The sequence below is a fragment of the Shewanella sp. 10N.286.52.C2 genome, assembly GCF_002874545.1.
GTDB lineage: Bacteria > Pseudomonadota > Gammaproteobacteria > Enterobacterales > Shewanellaceae > Shewanella.
The window spans coordinates 38104-56597 of record NZ_MCTV01000068.1 but is presented as its reverse complement, the minus strand read 5'-3'; the positions used below and the strand labels follow the sequence as shown (position 1 = coordinate 56597).

The 18494-nt window shown below is 42.9% G+C and carries 16 protein-coding genes and 2 tRNA genes; 1 reads left to right on the top strand and 17 read right to left on the bottom strand.

The features are described from left to right. Positions 1-21: 21 nt before the first annotated feature. From nusA to rlmE, 10 genes are all read right to left on the bottom strand, one after another. Positions 22-1521, bottom strand: coding sequence for a transcription termination factor NusA (gene nusA, locus BCU94_RS18075; protein ID WP_076542863.1), 1500 nt, complete (start codon positions 1519-1521; stop codon positions 22-24). A gap of 29 nt (positions 1522-1550) precedes the next feature. Then, entirely contained in the window at positions 1551-2006 is a 456-nt protein-coding gene (gene rimP / locus BCU94_RS18070; protein WP_076542862.1) for a ribosome maturation factor RimP, read from the bottom strand. A 170-nt stretch (positions 2007-2176) separates the two neighbouring features. After that, a tRNA-Met gene (locus BCU94_RS18065) sits at positions 2177-2253 on the bottom strand. A gap of 74 nt (positions 2254-2327) precedes the next feature. After that, positions 2328-2413 (bottom strand) — tRNA-Leu (locus BCU94_RS18060). Positions 2414-2537: 124 nt separating this feature from the next. Further along, entirely contained in the window at positions 2538-2861 is a 324-nt protein-coding gene (secG, locus tag BCU94_RS18055) for a preprotein translocase subunit SecG (RefSeq protein WP_076542859.1), read from the bottom strand. Positions 2862-2865: 4 nt separating this feature from the next. After that, positions 2866-3648, bottom strand: a complete 783-nt coding sequence (tpiA, locus tag BCU94_RS18050) for a triose-phosphate isomerase (protein WP_076542857.1) — start codon at positions 3646-3648, stop codon at positions 2866-2868. A gap of 151 nt (positions 3649-3799) precedes the next feature. Then, positions 3800-5143, bottom strand: coding sequence for a phosphoglucosamine mutase (gene glmM / locus BCU94_RS18045; protein WP_102477159.1), 1344 nt, complete (start codon positions 5141-5143; stop codon positions 3800-3802). A 79-nt stretch (positions 5144-5222) separates the two neighbouring features. Beyond that, on the bottom strand, positions 5223-6062 hold the full coding sequence (gene folP, locus BCU94_RS18040) for a dihydropteroate synthase (protein WP_102437915.1): 840 nt from the start codon (positions 6060-6062) through the stop codon (positions 5223-5225). A 135-nt stretch (positions 6063-6197) separates the two neighbouring features. Next, the gene (gene ftsH / locus BCU94_RS18035) at positions 6198-8159 is read right to left on the bottom strand and encodes an ATP-dependent zinc metalloprotease FtsH (protein ID WP_241901040.1); all 1962 of its coding nucleotides are present in this window, start codon (positions 8157-8159) and stop codon (positions 6198-6200) included. Positions 8160-8213: 54 nt separating this feature from the next. Further along, positions 8214-8843 carry a 23S rRNA (uridine(2552)-2'-O)-methyltransferase RlmE gene (rlmE, locus tag BCU94_RS18030; protein ID WP_055023704.1) on the bottom strand — a complete coding sequence of 210 codons (630 nt, stop codon included), beginning with the start codon at positions 8841-8843 and terminating at the stop codon, positions 8214-8216. A gap of 90 nt (positions 8844-8933) precedes the next feature. Between rlmE and yhbY the strand changes: the two genes are divergently transcribed. Continuing rightward, complete coding sequence (gene yhbY / locus BCU94_RS18025; RefSeq protein ID WP_076542846.1) at positions 8934-9233, top strand: ribosome assembly RNA-binding protein YhbY; 300 nt, start codon at positions 8934-8936, stop codon at positions 9231-9233. A 132-nt stretch (positions 9234-9365) separates the two neighbouring features. Here yhbY and greA read toward each other — a convergent pair whose 3' ends face one another. The 7 genes from greA to BCU94_RS17990 form a co-directional block, all read right to left on the bottom strand. After that, positions 9366-9842 carry a transcription elongation factor GreA gene (gene greA, locus BCU94_RS18020; protein ID WP_076542843.1) on the bottom strand — a complete coding sequence of 159 codons (477 nt, stop codon included), beginning with the start codon at positions 9840-9842 and terminating at the stop codon, positions 9366-9368. Positions 9843-10119: 277 nt separating this feature from the next. Then, positions 10120-13344, bottom strand: coding sequence for a carbamoyl-phosphate synthase large subunit (gene carB / locus BCU94_RS18015; protein WP_102477158.1), 3225 nt, complete (start codon positions 13342-13344; stop codon positions 10120-10122). A gap of 27 nt (positions 13345-13371) precedes the next feature. Continuing rightward, entirely contained in the window at positions 13372-14529 is a 1158-nt protein-coding gene (gene carA, locus BCU94_RS18010; protein ID WP_102437921.1) for a glutamine-hydrolyzing carbamoyl-phosphate synthase small subunit, read from the bottom strand. A gap of 183 nt (positions 14530-14712) precedes the next feature. Next, a complete protein-coding gene (gene dapB / locus BCU94_RS18005) occupies positions 14713-15525 on the bottom strand; it encodes a 4-hydroxy-tetrahydrodipicolinate reductase (RefSeq protein WP_102477157.1) in 813 nt (270 codons plus the stop codon). Between the two features lie 52 nt (positions 15526-15577). After that, entirely contained in the window at positions 15578-16192 is a 615-nt protein-coding gene (locus tag BCU94_RS18000) for an FKBP-type peptidyl-prolyl cis-trans isomerase (RefSeq protein WP_102477156.1), read from the bottom strand. 107 nt (positions 16193-16299) lie between these two features. Continuing rightward, positions 16300-17091, bottom strand: a complete 792-nt coding sequence (locus BCU94_RS17995; RefSeq protein ID WP_102477155.1) for a M48 family metallopeptidase — start codon at positions 17089-17091, stop codon at positions 16300-16302. Positions 17092-17241: 150 nt separating this feature from the next. After that, entirely contained in the window at positions 17242-18465 is a 1224-nt protein-coding gene (locus BCU94_RS17990; RefSeq protein WP_102477154.1) for a DEAD/DEAH box helicase, read from the bottom strand. Positions 18466-18494: the final 29 nt, after the last annotated feature.

Genomic DNA, 18494 nt, shown 5'->3' with positions numbered 1-18494 from the left:
TAAATCCCCCTGTTGATCGACTTATGCTTCTTCGCCAAACCAACAGATATTACGGGCAGCCATGATGAGCTCACCTGCTTTTTCTTCTGTCAATTCTTCAATATCAATTAAATCGTCAATGCCTTGTTCCGCTAAGTCTTCTAAGGTAATTACACCCTTACTTGCAAGAACATATGCTAAATGCTTTTCTAAACCATCTAACGCTAATAAATCTGCAGCCGGTTCAGCACCATCAAGTGCTTCTTCTGACGCTAATGCTCTAGTTGAAATCGCCGCTTTTGCACGTTCGCGTAGCGCAGTTACGATGTCTTCGTCAAAACCATCAATGTCTAATAATTCTGTTTCAGGTACGTAAACAATTTCTTCTAAAGACGTAAAGCCTTCTTCTGCAAGTACTGTTGCAAAATCTTCGTCAACTTCAAGTGTTTCAACAAATAAGTTAACGATTTTAGCGCTTTCAGCCTGATGCTTCTTGTTAAGGTCTTCAACAGTCATTACGTTTAATTCCCAGCCTGTTAACTGAGTCGCTAAACGTACGTTTTGACCATTACGACCAATCGCTTGTGCTAGGCTGTCTGCTTCAACAGCAATGTCCATTGAGTGGTTGTCTTCATCAACAATAATTGAAGCAACATCAGCAGGTGCCATTGCGTTAATAACGTATTGTGCTGGATTGTCATCCCACATAACGATATCAACACGCTCACCACTTAACTCATTTGAAACAGCTTGAACACGTGCGCCACGCATACCAACACAAGCACCGATAGGATCGATACGTTTGTCATTGGTTTTCACGGCGATTTTAGCGCGAGCGCCTGGGTCACGTGCTGCACCCATGATTTCAATCACTTCATCTAAGATTTCAGGTACTTCTACTCTGAATAACTCAATGATCATTTCAGGCTTGCTACGCGTTAAAAATAACTGCGCACCGCGAGCTTCTGGGCGAACTGCATAAAGTAAAGCACGTACACGGTCACCAGGACGGAATGATTCACGGCTAATGATGTCTTCTTTGTAAATAACACCATCAGCATTATTACCTAGATCAACAACAACGCTTTCACGGGTGCTTTTCTTAACGACACCAGTAACAATCTCGCCTTCACGTTCAATGAACTGTTCAACGATTTGAGCGCGTTCAGCTTCACGTACTTTTTGTACGATAACTTGCTTCGCGGTTTGCGTCGTAATACGGTCAAACACAACTGAATCGATTTCATCTTCGATGAACTCACCAGGTTGAATTTCTGGATTTTCATATCGCGCAGCTTCAAGTGTGATTTCGCTGTAAGGGTTTTCTAAAGCTTCACCTTGATCATCGACAACCATCCAACGACGGAAGGTGTCGTAGTGGCCAGTTTTACGGTCGATAGCAACGCGAACTTCAATTTCGCCTTCATACTTTTTCTTAGTTGCAGTGGCTAGAGCAATTTCTAGCGCTTCGAATATTTTTTCACGCGGGACGGCTTTTTCATTTGATACCGCCTCTGCGACTAGCAGAATCTCTTTATTCATTATGTCTTGCCTCGTTCACCTTGAAACTATCAAAACTTCGCAATAATGTTGCCTTTGCGTACATTATCTAAAGCCACTATCAAATCTTCACCATCTACGTTTATCGTTAGCATTTGCCCTTCGATTGCCGTGATGACACCTTTTAAATTACGACTACCCGCTACTGGCATCGTCAATTGTACTTTTGCATCTTCGCCAATATATGCAGCGTATTGCGCTGCAGTAAATAAAGGTCTATCAACCCCAGGCGAAGAAACTTCTAATGTGTATTCTGTCGAGATTGGGTCTTCAACATCTAGAACAGCACTAACTTGACGGCTGGCTTCGGCACAATCTTCGATATTGACACCACTTTCACCATCAATAAATACACGTAATATTGAATGACGCCCAGCATGGACAAACTCAATACCCCAAAGTTGAAAACCAATAGCCTCAACAGGTACTGTCAGCATTTCTGTCAGTTTAGTTTCTAATGTTGCCAAAAATGACCCCCAAAAACGAAAAAAAGGGCATAAGCCCCAAAAAAGTCCGTATAATCACGGAGTTACCAAGCTCCATATAACAAAAAACCCCGTAATGACGAGGTCTTAATATAGAACCTTTTAATTGAAGAATGTTTTACGCAATTTCGAAAAATCAATCGACAATAAGCTGGTTGCGGGGGCCGGATTTGAACCGACGACCTTCGGGTTATGAGCCCGACGAGCTACCAAACTGCTCCACCCCGCGTCAACTTGCGCAATTATATTAACTTACGTCTTCTCTTGCAATGATTAATCCAATTAACTTTGATTAATCAAATTTGGTGCGGATGGTGGGACTTGAACCCACACGAGCATAGCTCACCACCCCCTCAAGATGGCGCGTCTACCAATTCCGCCACATCCGCATATGTAACTGTTACTATTTTCTATTAGCTAATCTGAGGTTAAGTTTGAGAGAGGGAAACTTAACTTAGCTAATAGAGACAAGACTTAATCGAAGCAAAAAACTATGTTGCCTCAATTTGTTGTTTAGTCTGGAATCTTTGTTTCAGTTTGAGTAGGAGCTTGTTCAACTTGCTCTACTGCAGAACCTAAATCATTCCATGCATCATCTTGCTTTGAATGGTTAGCACTTAAGTTACCTAATACTAGGCTTAAAGTGAAAAAACCAATCGCTAGCACAGCTGTGCTACGTGTCAGGAAATTACCTGAACCGCCTGAGCCAAATAGAGTTCCTGATGCACCAGCACCAAAAGAAGACCCCATATCAGCACCTTTACCTTGCTGAAGAAGGATTAGGCCAACAAGACCAATCGCAACAACCAAGTAAACTACAATTAAAACTTCATACATAATATTAAGCGCTCATCGCTATGGAACATAAACTTAAAAACTCGCTAGAGTTTAAGCTAGCACCGCCAATCAGTCCACCATCAACATCTGGCTGTGCAAAAATATCGGCTGCATTTGAAGGCGTAACACTACCACCGTACAAAATACGAATATTTTCTCCGATGAACGGTGACACTTCAGAAAGTCTTTGACGAATAAACGCATGGACTTCTTGTGCCTGCTCTGGAGTTGCACTCTTACCAGTACCTACAGCCCATAAAGGCTCGTAAGCAATAATGGCATTATCAAAAGCCATGGTGCCATTCTTTTCAATCACAATATCTAACTCTTCGGCAATCACTTCAAAAGTACGTCTTGCTTCACGAGCTGGACCAGATTCACCAACACAAAGAATCGGCGTTAAACCATGTTTCTGTGCTGCAGCAAATTTCTCTGCAACGATATTACTTGTTTCGCCATACATACGACGGCGTTCGGAATGGCCGATAATCACATATCGACATCCTGAATCTTTTAGCATTTTACCGGAAACTTCACCAGTGTAGGCTCCAAAGTCATGCTGACTAAGGTTTTGTGCGCCCATTCTTACAAGCGCGCCATCTAAGGTTTGCTTATTTGCTTCAAGTAGTTGTCTTACACTTTCAAGGTAAATTGAAGGTGGACACAAAACTACTTCAGCAGAATCATTTTGGAGCTTTGTAGCGAACTTGCTGAATAACTCTTGGGCTAAAGCCGAACTGCCATTCATTTTCCAGTTGCCAGCTACCATAGGACGTCTGAGTGCCATTACTGTCTCCTTTCAAAGCGGCGTGAATAATAACGAACCACCAAACAAGTTACAATACCTAAGTTAGGAATAATTACTATAACGTGTCAGAGTGTTGTTTTTTTACTCGGTACGATTAAGTATTAATAAATAAACAATTAATATATAACATTTAGAATTTACTAACGCGTTGCACTGCATCAGCAATCTGTTGTGCAAAAGATGTGACCAATGCCACATCTTCACCTTCAACCATCACCCTTATTAAGGGCTCAGTGCCGGATTTCCTCAGTAAAACTCGACCGGTTTTACCTAATAGCTGCTCTACATGCTGCAGGGTAGTGATGACCGCTGACGCTGATAATGGATCAGTCTCACTATTAAAAGTGACATTAATTAATACTTGAGGCAACATTTTTAGCGGTTTAACCAACTGTGCTAACGATAATTGTTGCTGCTGCATTGCCGCTAACACTAAAATTCCCGCCACGATACCGTCCCCTGTCGTGCCGTGATCTAAATCGAGTATATGTCCAGAGCTTTCGCCGCCAATACGCCAGTGGTGTTGACGCATCAACGCCATGACATAACGGTCACCTACTTTTGAGCGCATAAAGGGGATATTCAATCTCTTAAATGCCAACTCCAAGCCTAAATTTGACATCAAGGTGCCTACAACCCCGCCCTTCAAAGTGCCATTATTAAGTGCATTAGCGGCAAGCACATAAAGAATTTGATCGCCATCAATCACATTACCTTGGTGATCCACCATCATGATCCTATCACCATCGCCATCTAAGGCAATGCCGACATCAGCCTGTTCTAGCAGCACTTGCTCGCATATTGACGCCATGGATGTCGCGCCAACATTGTCATTAATATTTAATCCATTAGGTTTATCACCAATGGTGATCACTTCTGCGCCAAGCTCTTTAAAAACACTAGGAGCAATGTGATATGTTGCGCCGTGAGCGCAATCAACCACAATTTTAAGCCCAGCTAAAGTCAGCTCAGCAGGGAAATGACCTTTACAATATTCAATGTAGCGCCCTGCTGCATCATCAATTCTTGCCGCTTTGCCCAATAAATGAGACTCAACACAAACTAAGTCTTTGGTAAGTTCATGCTCTATTTCTAATTCAAGCGCATCATCTAACTTACTGCCGTCAGCTGAAAAAAACTTAATACCATTATCGTAATAGGGATTATGGGAGGCACTAATAACAATGCCAGCTTCGGCCCTAAAAGTTCGGGTTAAATAAGCAATAGCTGGCGTCGGCATAGGCCCAACCAATAATACATTTAAGCCAGCGGCAGATAAGCCGGCTTCCAGTACGGATTCAAACAGGTAACCCGAAATCCGTGTGTCTTTACCGATAATCACTTTCTTGGTGCCACTGCGTGAAAGCACCCTTCCCGCTGCCCAGCCAAGCTTAAGAGCAAGCTCGGGGGTCATTTTACCCGCGCCGACCTTGCCCCTAATACCATCAGTTCCAAAAAATTGTCTTTGCTGCATGTGTACCTCTCAAAGTGAATTCATACCACTTGATAACGTAACCTAGGCAAAAAATGCATGTTTAAAATGACTGAAAAGGTTAGTTATGTAAACTTGCCATTGTCGCTGACATCACAGTGAGTGCATCCACGGTTTCTTCAACATCATGTACCCGTATAATTTGCGCCCCTTGCTGCGCCGCAATCATCGCCCCAGCAAGACTACCCGCTAAGCGATTATTAATATCACGCTGTAATAAATCCCCGATCATGCTTTTTCTTGATAAACCTACCAGCACGGGAAAATGCAAACTATGTAGTTCCGGTAACTTGGCTAACAGCTGATAATTATGCTCAAGCGTTTTACCAAAGCCAAAGCCTGGATCTAAAATGATATTTTCTCGAGACATACCTGCTGCTAAACAATAATCTACCCTTAGCGACAAAAAGTCATTAACTTGTTGGATAACATCGTCGTATTCTGGTGAGTCTTGCATATCTTTTGGTTGCCCTTGCATATGCATTAAACATACGGGCACATCGAGCATAGTTGCCATTGCCAGCGCGCCGGGCTCTTGTAGCGCACGAACATCATTAATAATATGGGCGCCTGCAGCAACTGCTTTTTCCATGACTTGCGGCTTACTGGTATCGATTGAAATCCACACATCATGGTTTTGGGCAGTATATTCGATGACAGGAATAACTCTAGCGAGCTCTTCTTCTAAAGTAACTGCTGTAGCACCTGGTCTGGTTGACTCGCCGCCAATATCAACTATTTTAGCCCCTTGACTGATGACTTTATCAACTTGCTGACAAGCACTTTCAAACGTGGCATGTTGACCGCCATCAGAAAAAGAATCTGGGGTTACATTAATGATAGCCATAACAATCGGACTGGCTAGCGAGAGGGTTTTATCTCCCGATTTAAGTTCAAACACACAACCTCACTTATACTCAATTTAATGAGTTAGATAATATTTAACTCTATTAGCTGAATTAAAATACTTTTGTTCACAAAGCAATAAATATAAAAAAACCCCTTTCGGGGTTTTTTACGTTAATTTAACTCAGCGTTATTTAGCTGGCGCATCAGTATCTGGTGTCGATTCTGATTTATCATCTGCTTTATCTGCGTCTGCAGCTTCAGAGTCAGCTTTAGTCTCTGTCGTGTTTGCAGGCGTGCCTTTATCTTTATCATCAATTGAGTCATCAGCATCCCAATCGGCTGGCTGACGAACTTCGCGACGATTCATTAAATCATCAATTTGATCGGCATCGATGGTTTCAAATTTCATTAACGCATCTTTCATGGCATGGAGGATATCCATGTTGTCATTTAAGTAAGTATGCGCACGATCGTAATTTGAATCAATTAAGTGTTTTACTTCGGCATCGATGATACGGGCGGTATCGTCGGACATATGTTGGGTTTTACCCATACTGCGTCCTAGGAATACTTCGTTTTCATCTTCAGCATAAAGTACCGGGCCTAATTTTTCAGAGAAGCCCCACTGGGTCACCATGTTACGTGCAATTGACGTTGCATATTTAATGTCTTGTGAAGCACCTGTCGATACGCGCTCTGTACCGTAGATCATCTCTTCCGCTAAACGTCCGCCGTAGGCAACTGAAATTTGGCTTTCAAGTTTACGGCGACTTTGACTAATTGCATCAGCTTCAGGTAAGAAGAAAGTCACACCTAATGCACGGCCACGTGGAATAATAGTAACCTTATGCACAGGATCATGCTCAGGCACCAAACAACCAACAATCGCATGACCTGCTTCATGGTATGCGGTCATTTCTTTTTCATCTTCAGACATCACCATAGTGCGGCGCTCAGCACCCATCATGATTTTGTCTTTAGCACTTTCAAACTCTTCCATGCTCACTACGCGGCGATTACCCCGAGCAGCAAATAGCGCAGCTTCATTCACCAAGTTTGCTAAATCAGCACCTGAGAACCCTGGGGTACCACGAGCAATAACGCTGGCTTTGACACCATCTGCTAACGGTACTTTACGCATATGAACTTTTAAAATTTGTTCACGACCACGAACATCCGGTAAGCCAACAACCACTTGACGGTCAAAACGACCTGGACGTAGCAATGCAGCATCCAACACATCTGGTCTGTTGGTCGCAGCAATAACAATAATACCTTCGTTACCTTCAAAACCATCCATTTCAACCAGCATTTGGTTCAAGGTTTGCTCACGCTCATCGTGACCGCCACCAACACCAGCGCCACGTTGGCGACCTACAGCATCAATTTCATCGATAAAGATGATACATGGTGCAGACTTTTTAGCTTGCTCAAACATGTCACGTACACGTGATGCACCGACACCGACAAACATTTCAACAAAGTCAGAACCAGAAATAGTGAAAAACGGAACTTTAGCTTCACCAGCAATGGCTTTTGCAAGTAAGGTTTTACCCGTACCCGGTGGGCCAACTAAAAGAACACCGGTAGGAATGCGGCCACCAAGCTTTTGGAAACGGGTTGGCTCTTTTAGGTAATCAACCAATTCTTTTACGTCTTCTTTTGCTTCGTCACAACCTGCAACATCACCAAAAGTAGTTTTAATTTGGTCTTCGCTCATCAATTTGGCTTTACTCTTACCAAATGACATCGCGCCTTTACCGCCACCGCCTTGCATTTGGCGCATGAAGAATATCCACACACCAATTAATAACAGCATCGGGAACCAAGAGATAAAGATTTGGGTTAGGAAGCCTGACTCTTCAGCTTCTTGGCCCTTCATTGAAATCCCTTTACGATCAAGATCATTGATTAAATCTTGGTCATACATTGGCATGATTGTAGTGAACTTCTCTCCAGAGCGTCTTACTCCTTCAATGGTACGTTGATCACTTTTAATTTCTACCGAATTGATATTGCCGTTTCGGACACTATCTAAGAATACGGAATAATCCATCTTCTGCGTTGACGAAGAAGAGGGGGAATAGCCCTGAAACACTGACATCAACACGACGGCGATGACAACCCAGAGAATTAAATTTTTTGCCATGTCACTCAAATTGTTAGACCTCTTGAAGACCCACGATAATTAATCGTTAGACTACTATAACTTGTAACCAGTCGCCACTATATAAACTTCACGTGAACGTGGTCGTGATGAATCTGGTTTGCGTGTTTTCACTGTTGTAAAAGCTTGTCGCACTGCTTTCATATATTCGTCAAAACCTTCCCCCTGAAAAACTTTGACTGCAAAACTACCATTAGATGCCAAAACTTGATGACACATATCTAATGCTAATTCTACTAAATACATTGCCCTTGGTTGATCCACACCATCTGAACCACTCATATTAGGCGCCATATCTGATAGTACTACATCAACTTTATCTTCACCAACGCGGTCAAGTAAAGCATCAAGTACTTTTTCTTCACGGAAATCGCCCTGTAAAAAGTCGACGCCCACGATGGGATCCATAGGTAAAATATCACATGCGACTAATTTACCTTTTTCTCCCACTAGTTTAACTGCAATTTGAGACCAACCGCCAGGCGCTGCGCCTAAGTCTACTACTGTCATACCAGGTTTAATTAATTTGTCTTTTTGTTGGATTTCTTCCAACTTGAATGCAGCTCGAGAGCGTAAACCTCGCTTTTGAGACAGTTTTACATAGTGATCATCAAAATGTTCTTGCATCCATCGGCTTGAACTTGCCGAGCGTTTCTTCGTTGCCATTTAAATTCCGTAACGATTTGGAGTTACATCATGCTTATATAAGGGTAGAATAGCCGTTTTTCAACAGTAACATTTAAAAAGTTGGTACAAATGAACTTAACAACCAAACAAAAACAGCATTTAAAAGGCCTGGCGCATAATTTAAAGCCTGTAGTGCTGCTTGGTGCTAATGGTTTGACCGAAGGTGTACTGGCTGAAATTGATAGTGCACTCACTCATCATGAACTAATTAAAGTGAAAGTAGGCTCTTCTGATAGAGAGCTTAAAAATGCTGTAGTTGACGCGATTATTCGCGAAACTCAATCTACCAAAGTACAGCTTATCGGTCACACCTTAGTTATTTTCCGTCAGTCTGCTGAAATGAAAATTGCCGTTCCAAAAGCAAAATAATTTCGTCAAACATCTGGGTTACTTAATATTAGTCGATTGTTGATTAACTGGTATTGAATATGACCTAAAAAAACCACTGCCATGCAGTGGTTTTTTTATCGCTATAGCAAACCAGTCTTAAGTCGTAACTTATTAAACGTATTCTACAGCGATAATTTCATATTCTGCGGTGCCACCAGGTGTGGTAATGGCAACTTCATCATCAAGGTTCTTACCAATTAATCCCCGCGCTATCGGTGAATTCACTGAAATAAGATTTTCTTTAATGTTTGCTTCATCATCACCGACGATACGGTAAGTTGACTCTGCATCGGTATCAACATTGACAATGGTCACTGTTGTGCCAAAAATCACTCGGCCATTGTTTGGCATTGATGTCACATCAATGATTTGTGCATTTGATAACTTGCCTTCAATATCACGAATACGTGCTTCACAAATACCTTGTTCTTCACGGGCTGCATGATATTCAGCATTTTCTTTCAAGTCGCCTAATTCACGTGCAGAAGCAATAGCTTCAGTAATGCTTGGACGACGCACAAATTTTAATTCATCTAATTCTTTACGCAGCTGTTCAGCTCCGATGATCGTCATAGGGACGGTATTCATAATGTCTTATGTCTCCTTTAAAAACAAAAGCACCCCGTGTCGACACGCATATCAACACAGTAAAATCTATATTATTAAACGTCGAGTCGTCATGCTCACATTCACTTATAGCGACATGTGGCAACAAAACAGTCTCGCGCGCTGAAGGGCTAGCAAATGATGATAGCTAAGCTTACATAAGCTTGCGAGTAGTTACTAGTGAGTGTCAAAAAATAGTAATAAAAAAGGCTGCATGACTGCAGCCTTTTTAACCGAATCGACGTTAAATTAAATATTATTAACTTTTAGCGATTCGTTCATGCAATTCTTGTACTGAATTGACGTTATTACGGTCATCTGCTGAATGGGCCATACAGGTAGCAAATGCAGCATTCAATGTTGTGGTGTAGTTCACTTTATAACGCAGTGCACCACGACGAATTTGACGAGAATCTTCAATCGCTTGACGCCCCTCTGTGGTATTAATGATGTAAGTGTATTCACCATTTTTAATACGGTCGAGAATATGTGGACGGCCTTCATGTACCTTGTTAACTAGACGCGGATTAATACCTGCTTCACCTAGAATAACTGCAGTGCCATGAGTTGCATCAATTTGATAACCTAGCTCAATCAGTTCAGCTGCAAGTTCAGCCACACGCGCTTTATCACTGTTACGCACAGAAATTAATGCACGGCCAGACTTAGGTACTTCAGCTGTGGCGCCAAGCTGGGCTTTAGCATAAGCTTCAGCAAAGGTTTCACCCACACCCATTACTTCACCTGTAGAGCGCATTTCAGGGCCAAGCATTGGGTCAACACCTGGGAACTTGTTAAACGGCAATACCACTTCTTTTACTGAGAAGTATGGTGGGATCACTTCTTTAGTGAAGTTCTGCGATGCTAAGCTTTGACCAGCCATTACACGTGCAGCAATCTTCGCTAGCGGGATACCGGTTGCTTTAGAGACAAATGGCACTGTACGCGCAGCACGTGGATTGACTTCAATCATGTAGATTTCGTCATCTTTAACCGCAAACTGAACGTTCATCAAACCAATTACGCCCAGCTCCATGGCTAATTTAGCCACTTGCTCACGCATACGGTTTTGAACATCTTCGCTTAAGCTGTATGGCGGCAACGAACAACCTGAGTCACCTGAGTGAACCCCCGCTTGTTCAATGTGCTCCATGATAGAACCCACAACCACGATTTCGCCGTCACAAACTGCATCGATATCGATTTCAATGGCATTATCGAGGAAACGGTCAAGCAATACTGGTGATGAGTTAGATACGCTTACTGCTTCATTGAAGTAGCGACGTAAGTCTTGCTCGTCATAAACGATTTCCATTGCGCGTCCACCTAATACATAAGATGGACGAACCACTAACGGGTAACCGATACGGGCAGCAGAAAGTACCGCACCTTCAACCGTTGTTACGGTATCGTTTTCAGGTTGCTTCATTTCAAGACGTTGAATCGCTTGCTGGAAACGCTCACGGTCTTCAGCGCGGTCAATGGCATCGGGGCTTGTACCAATAATCGGTACACCTGCCGCTTCTAGTTCACGTGCCAGTTTTAGCGGTGTTTGACCACCGTACTGTACGATAACGCCTTTTGGCTTCTCAATACGAACGATTTCAAGCACATCTTCAAAGGTCACTGGCTCAAAGTACAAGCGATCTGAGGTGTCATAATCGGTCGAAACTGTCTCAGGGTTACAGTTAACCATAATGGTCTCGTAACCGTCTTCACGCAATGCTAATGCCGCATGAACACAACAGTAATCAAACTCAATACCTTGACCAATACGGTTAGGGCCGCCACCAAGAATCATGATTTTTTCACGGGTTGATGGCGCGGCTTCACATTCTTCTTCGTAAGTTGAGTACATGTAAGCAGTGTCTGTGGCAAATTCTGCCGCACAGGTATCGACACGCTTATACACTGGGTGCATATCAAAGCGGTCACGAATTTTACGCACTTCGCTATCACTGACACCTAAGATGTGTGCTAAACGTGCATCAGAGAAACCTTTACGCTTAAGTTGCAGTAAGAAGGCTTCGTTAAGACCTGACATCCCCACTTCAGCCACTTTAGCTTCTTGGGCGATAAGATCTTCAATTTGGACTAAGAACCAATGATCAACATTAGTTAGCTTGAAGATATCATCACGACTTAGACCAGCGCGGAAGGCATCAGCAATGTACCAAATACGGTCACAACCAGGCTCTTTTAACTCATGACGAATTGTTTGCATTGCTTCAGGCGATGCAAGGTCAACAATCGGGTCAAAACCGTTACGGTTAACTTCAAGTCCACGTAATGCTTTTTGTAATGACTCTTGGAAAGTACGGCCAATGGCCATGACTTCACCCACTGACTTCATTTGCGTCGTCAAACGGTCATTAGCGCCAGCAAATTTTTCAAAGTTAAAGCGCGGCACTTTAGTCACAACGTAATCAATTGCAGGCTCGAATGATGCTGGGGTACGACCACCAGTAATATCATTCATTAGCTCATCTAAGGTGAAACCTACCGCTAATTTCGCGGCGATTTTAGCAATCGGGAAACCGGTTGCTTTAGAAGCTAACGCAGAAGAGCGAGAAACACGCGGGTTCATTTCAATAATGACCATACGGCCAGTGTTTGGACAAATACCAAACTGAACGTTTGAACCACCGGTTTCAACACCAATTTCACGCAGTACCGCTAAAGAAGCGTTACGCATTAATTGGTATTCTTTATCGGTCAGTGTTTGCGCTGGTGCAACAGTGATTGAATCACCGGTATGCACGCCCATGGCATCGAAGTTTTCAATGGCACAGACAATGATGCAGTTATCATTGCGGTCACGAACCACTTCCATTTCGTACTCTTTCCAACCGATTAGTGACTCATCGATTAGCAGCTCGCTAGTTGGCGATAACTCAAGGCCTTGAGAACAAATGTCTTCAAACTCTTCTTTGTTATACGCAATACCACCGCCACTGCCACCCATGGTGAAAGATGGACGAATAATACACGGAAAGCCAACTTGGTCTAAAACACCGTAAGCTTCTTCCATTGTATGGGCAATACCAGCACGAGGACAGTCAAGTCCAATTGACTTCATTGCTGTATCAAAACGACTACGGTCTTCAGCTTTATCAATTGCGTCAGCTGTCGCGCCAATCATTTCAACGTTAAACTCTTCTAGTACACCTTCAGCTTCTAGCTGCAGTGCACAGTTAAGTGCGGTTTGGCCACCCATAGTTGGCAAAATCGCATCAGGTTTTTCTTTAGCGATAATGTTACGCACAACTTCCCAGTGAATTGGCTCGATGTATGTCGCATCAGCCATTTCTGGATCAGTCATAATGGTTGCAGGGTTAGAGTTAACTAAGATAACTCGATAACCTTCTTCACGCAGCGCTTTACACGCTTGTGCGCCAGAATAGTCAAATTCACAGGCTTGACCAATCACAATTGGGCCAGCGCCTAGGATCAGAATACTTTTAATATCAGTACGTTTTGGCATTGCTTATCTATTCTCCGAATGACCTAACTATTTAGCGTTTTGACGATATTGTTCAATCAACTCAATAAAGTGATCAAACAGTGGTGACGCATCGGTCGGTCCAGGGCTTGCTTCTGGGTGACCTTGGAAACTAAACGCTGGTTTATCAGTAAGGTGAATACCTTGCAAAGACCCATCAAATAACGATTTGTGAGTCACTTTGATGTTCGCAGGCAACGTCGCTTCATCAGCAGCAAAACCGTGGTTTTGGCTGGTGATCATCACATTACCTTTTTCAATATTACTTACCGGGTGGTTAGCGCCATGATGACCAAACTTCATTTTCAAAGTTTTTGCCCCAGATGCTAATGCAAGTAATTGGTGACCAAGACAAATACCAAATACTGGGATTTCAGTTTTTAAAATTTCTTGGATAGCCGTAATCGCATAATCACATGGCTCTGGGTCGCCTGGGCCATTTGATAGGAAAATCCCATCAGGATTCATTGCTAATACTTCAGCTGCCGGTGTTTGTGCAGGGACAACAGTAACATCACAACCGCGGTCAACTAGCATGCGTAAAATATTGCGCTTGATACCATAATCAAAAGCAACAATTTTAAACTTAAGCTCTGACGCTGGAGTTTCGTCCGGTAAACCACCCACTAAGCGCCAAGTGCCTTTGCGCCATTGGTAGGTCGACTCTGTGGTCACTTCTTTAGCCAAATCCATGCCTTTCAAACCAGGGAATGCTTTGGCTGCTGCTAATGCTTTAGCTTCATCGATATCGCCGACCATAATACAACCGGCTTGGGCACCCTTTTCACGTAAAATACGAGTTAATTTACGGGTATCGATATCAGCGATACCAACAACATTATTCGCTTTTAAATAATCGCTTAAGGATTGTTGATTACGGAAGTTGCTAGCTAATAGAGGGAGATCTCGGATGATTAGACCACAGGCATGAACTGAATCAGATTCGGTATCTTCATCGTTTGTTCCGGTGTTACCAATGTGCGGGTAAGTCAAAGTGACAATCTGGCGAGAATATGACGGATCCGTTAAAATCTCTTGATAACCTGTCATTGAAGTATTAAATACAACTTCACCAACAGTTAGTCCATCGGCACCAATTGCAGTGCCAGAGAATACGGTTCCATCTTCGAGTACAAGTAAGGCAGACTGTGTCAACGTGACCTCCAAAAATAAGAGTCAAACCACTGAAATTATTTATTTTTAATTTCTACAGATTTACAAAATTACGAAAATTTGGCAAATTCCGGCGATTCTATATGAATTATGTATAAGCGTCTATGCTTGATTTATGTTTTTTTGGGAACAATATTTTCCCAAAAAAAAACCACCAACGGTGGTTTTCTTTAAATATTAATTGAGTCCCAATACTTGCTGCATGTCATAAAGACCAGCATCTTGATCGGACAGCCAATAGGCGGCGCGCATTGCGCCATTTGCAAAGGTCATGCGACTGGTGGCTTTATGCGTTATTTCAACTCGCTCACCAATATCGGCAAACATCACCGTATGGTCGCCAACAATATCACCGGCACGAATAGTAGAAAAACCAATGGTATTTCTATCACGTTCGCCTGTCATACCTTCACGACCATATACAGCGCACTCTTCAAGATCACGACCTAAAGTTTCAGCGATAACTTCGCCCATCTTTAATGCCGTCCCTGAAGGGGCGTCTTTCTTAAAGCGATGATGGCCTTCGGTGATTTCGATATCGGTATAATCACCCATTACTTTTGCCGTTAACTCTAATAGCTTTAGCGTTAAGTTAACGCCTACTGACATATTAGGTGCAAACACAACTGGTGTTTGCTCAGCATAAGCACCAATCATCTCTTTTTGAGCATGATTGAAACCAGTAGTACCAATCACAATCGCCTTATGGTTTTTAGCGCACCAATCAAGGTGAACTAGCGACGACTCTGGAGAGGTAAAATCAATTAATACATCAAAATGTTCTGATGCTATATCTAATGAATCTGTAATCGCGACATCCATAGTACCAACACCAGCAAGTTCACCAGCATCAACACCTATTAGTGTAGAACCAGTTCGCTCAATAGCAGCACCCAAATATATCACCTCATGTTGCTTTGCAGCTTCAATCAGTGTGCGACCCATACGGCCACTGGCACCAACAACGGCGACTCTTACTTTTGCAGTCATCTACTTTCTCCCAGTGATACAAAAACGCCTAAGTTAACTTAGGCGTTTTTCATTAAACGATTTCTAACAATTCGACTTCAAATACCAACGCCGAGAATGGCGGGATTGAAGCGCCAGCACCACGTTCGCCGTAAGCTAAGTGTTGTGGAACGAATAATTTAAGCTTAGTGCCAACAGGCATTAACTGAAGTGCTTCAGTCCAACCAGCGATAACACCAGAAACTGGGAATTCAGCAGGCTCGCCACGAGCTACAGAACTATCGAATACTTCACCATTGATGAATGTACCGTGGTAATGAGCACGAATAGTTGATTCAAGTGTTGGCTTTTCGCCTTCGCCTTGAGTAATTACTTCGTATTGAAGACCTGACTCAGTAACAATAATGTCTTCACGTTTAGCATTTTCAGCTAGGAATGTTTCACCTTCAGCAGATGCAGCTTCAGCAGCAGCTTCTTGAACAGCTTGTAAACGACGGCTGATTTCAGTGAAAGCAACTTGTAAGTCTTCCATCGCTACAGCACTTTCTTTACCAGCGAATGCATCAGCTAGACCAGCTTGTACAGCAGGGATATCGATGCCTTCGAAAGGGTTAGCAGCTAATTGCTCACCCATTTGACGACCTACACCGTAACTTGCTTGCTGTTCCATTGTGTTGAACTCTGACATATCGTATTTACTCTTAATTCATCGGTTAAAATTTGCGGGGCAGTTTACCACACTTTCGTTGCTGATGGGTGCTAATCTACCTCGATTATGACTATTTTTCAGTAGCCTTAATGACACTTGGCAAGCGTCTTCTTTAGAGCTGCTTGATACACTGGTGTCACTTTAGCTTGAAGGGCTTTTAAATCGGCAATACGTGTCGAATGAGATGGATGGGTTGAAAATAGCTCAGGGCCTTGTTCACCACCGGCTTTGGCCATATTTTGCCAAAGCGTAACGCTTTTAGCAGGATTAAAACCCGCTTTAGCCATTAACTCTAAACCAAGCTCATCGGATTCACTTTCTTGATCGCGGCCAAAGGGTAATAAAATACCGACTTGCGCACCTAAGCCTAAGCCCGCCATATAAAGATCTTTATTGGCCACGCCGCCAGCACCTAGGGCTATATCAGCCATTTGCATACCTGCATTGGTCATTTGTGAACGCGAAACTTGCTCATTACCATGCCTTGCTAGCACATGGGCTACTTCATGACCTATTACTGTCGCTAACTGGTCTTGATCGCTCGCCACCTTAAGTAATCCTGTGTACACGCCAATATGTCCACCAGGCAGTGCAAAAGCATTTATCTGATCTGAATCAAATAACACAACTTCCCAGTTTAAGCTTTGATCAGGTAATACTGCAGTAATGCGATTGGCAACACAGTTCACATAGGCGGTTTGCTGTTTATCGGTACTGATTTTTTCCGTTTTTTTCATCGCATCGAATGATTGCGCCCCCATTTGCGACATTTGAGACTCATCAAATAACAGCATTTGGCTGCGGCCAGTTGGGGATTTGTGGGTTGCGCAACCTGAGATAATAATGGTGGCAAATAGCCCCCAAAAAACGGCTTTCATAATAATTATCCTTTTATTATTTTGTGAGCGTTGGCAATAGTTCATCATATATTTAGTACTCAATAGATTGATTACAAATGAACCTATTGCGCGCTATTGTAAGTCATTTTTAGCTCAGCAATCACTAAAAACAGCAGCTTACCTTGGTGTTTATTTACCTTTAAAGTCCTTAATACTGCGCTTTTTCTGACTGCGGCGATTTGCTTGCTTATCTTTTTTTGGCCGTTGACTGTTACCCGAACTCGGTTTATCCGTCACCGGGAAATCTGCTAAGACGAGTGTTGGCAGCGCGCGCTCAGTTAAGGTTCTGATAGCTTGTAGTGCATCAGATTCACCATGACACACTAACGATAGCGCCAAACCATTAGCACCCGCCCTTGCCGTGCGGCCAATGCGGTGCACATACACTGCTGCGCTTGCGGGTAAATCCACATTAATAATCACAGGTAATGCATCAATGTCTATACCGCGGGCTAACACATCAGTTGCCACTAATACGGTTAACGCCTTTGATTTGAAGTCCTTTAAGGTTTTAGTGCGTATCGCTTGCTCTTTATCGCCATGCAATGCTGCCGCATTAACTCCAGCTTTTACCAGCTTTTTGGTTAGTGCATCTGCGCTATCTTTAGTATTGCTAAACACCAACACTTGCTGCCATTGATGCTGCTTTATTAGCGCAATCAGTGCTTGTGCTTTACTGCCTTTATTGACCAAATAAAGCTGCTCTTCAATGTGATCTACCACTGAATTGGCTTTATCAGCTTCAATACGGATCAGATCATGTTTCAAAATCACACTAACTTGTTTAGCTACTGTGTCATCTATGGTGGCTGAAAATAATAGTGTCTGCTTATTTACCGGCGTTTGCTGCACTATGGTTTTAATGTCTGCCCAAAAGCCCATATCTAGTAACCGGTCTGCTTCATCAAGTACTAACAACTTCAGCGCTGATAAAGACACATGTTCCAGCTTTATAAACTGCACTAACCTTGATGGGGTGGCGATGATAATCTGCGGCGGTCTCTTCAAATCAGCGACTTGGGCTTCAACATCAATGCCGCCACATAAAAGCTGCACCTTTATGCCTAAAGGCTTCGCAACCTGATTAAGCGTTTGATAAACCTGATTAGCCAGCTCACGAGTCGGCGCAATTACTAGCGCTTGAACAGGGTCAGCTTTATCTAGATCAATAGCTTGCAGCATAGGCAAACCAAAGGCGTAAGTTTTACCGCTCCCTGTTTGTGCTAAAGCCAATACATCTTTACCTGATAACACAGCAGGAATGGCCAGCGCTTGAATTTTAGTGGCCGCTGTTAATTGCTTAGGTAAAGCTGAGATAAGGCTTGGATTGAGGTTTAACTGTAAAAAAGACATCGAAATAGTGATCCAAAGAAGCAATGAGA

Excerpts from the sequence above, each read along its gene's own strand:
- BCU94_RS17995 (WP_102477155.1), bottom strand. The coding sequence starts at position 17,091 with ATGAAAGCCGTTTTTTGGGGGCTATTTGCCACCATTATTATCTCAGGT.
- secG (WP_076542859.1), bottom strand. The coding sequence starts at position 2,861 with ATGTATGAAGTTTTAATTGTAGTTTACTTGGTTGTTGCGATTGGTCTT.
- nusA (WP_076542863.1), bottom strand. The coding sequence starts at position 1,521 with ATGAATAAAGAGATTCTGCTAGTCGCAGAGGCGGTATCAAATGAAAAA.
- glmM (WP_102477159.1), bottom strand. The coding sequence starts at position 5,143 with ATGCAGCAAAGACAATTTTTTGGAACTGATGGTATTAGGGGCAAGGTC.
- tpiA (WP_076542857.1), bottom strand. The coding sequence starts at position 3,648 with ATGGCACTCAGACGTCCTATGGTAGCTGGCAACTGGAAAATGAATGGC.
- greA (WP_076542843.1), bottom strand. The coding sequence starts at position 9,842 with ATGAATACCGTCCCTATGACGATCATCGGAGCTGAACAGCTGCGTAAA.
- carB (WP_102477158.1), bottom strand. The coding sequence starts at position 13,344 with ATGCCAAAACGTACTGATATTAAAAGTATTCTGATCCTAGGCGCTGGC.
- BCU94_RS18000 (WP_102477156.1), bottom strand. The coding sequence starts at position 16,192 with ATGTCAGAGTTCAACACAATGGAACAGCAAGCAAGTTACGGTGTAGGT.
- yhbY (WP_076542846.1), top strand. The coding sequence starts at position 8,934 with ATGAACTTAACAACCAAACAAAAACAGCATTTAAAAGGCCTGGCGCAT.
- ftsH (WP_241901040.1), bottom strand. The coding sequence starts at position 8,159 with ATGGCAAAAAATTTAATTCTCTGGGTTGTCATCGCCGTCGTGTTGATG.
- dapB (WP_102477157.1), bottom strand. The coding sequence starts at position 15,525 with ATGACTGCAAAAGTAAGAGTCGCCGTTGTTGGTGCCAGTGGCCGTATG.
- rlmE (WP_055023704.1), bottom strand. The coding sequence starts at position 8,843 with ATGGCAACGAAGAAACGCTCGGCAAGTTCAAGCCGATGGATGCAAGAA.
- BCU94_RS17990 (WP_102477154.1), bottom strand. The coding sequence starts at position 18,465 with ATGTCTTTTTTACAGTTAAACCTCAATCCAAGCCTTATCTCAGCTTTA.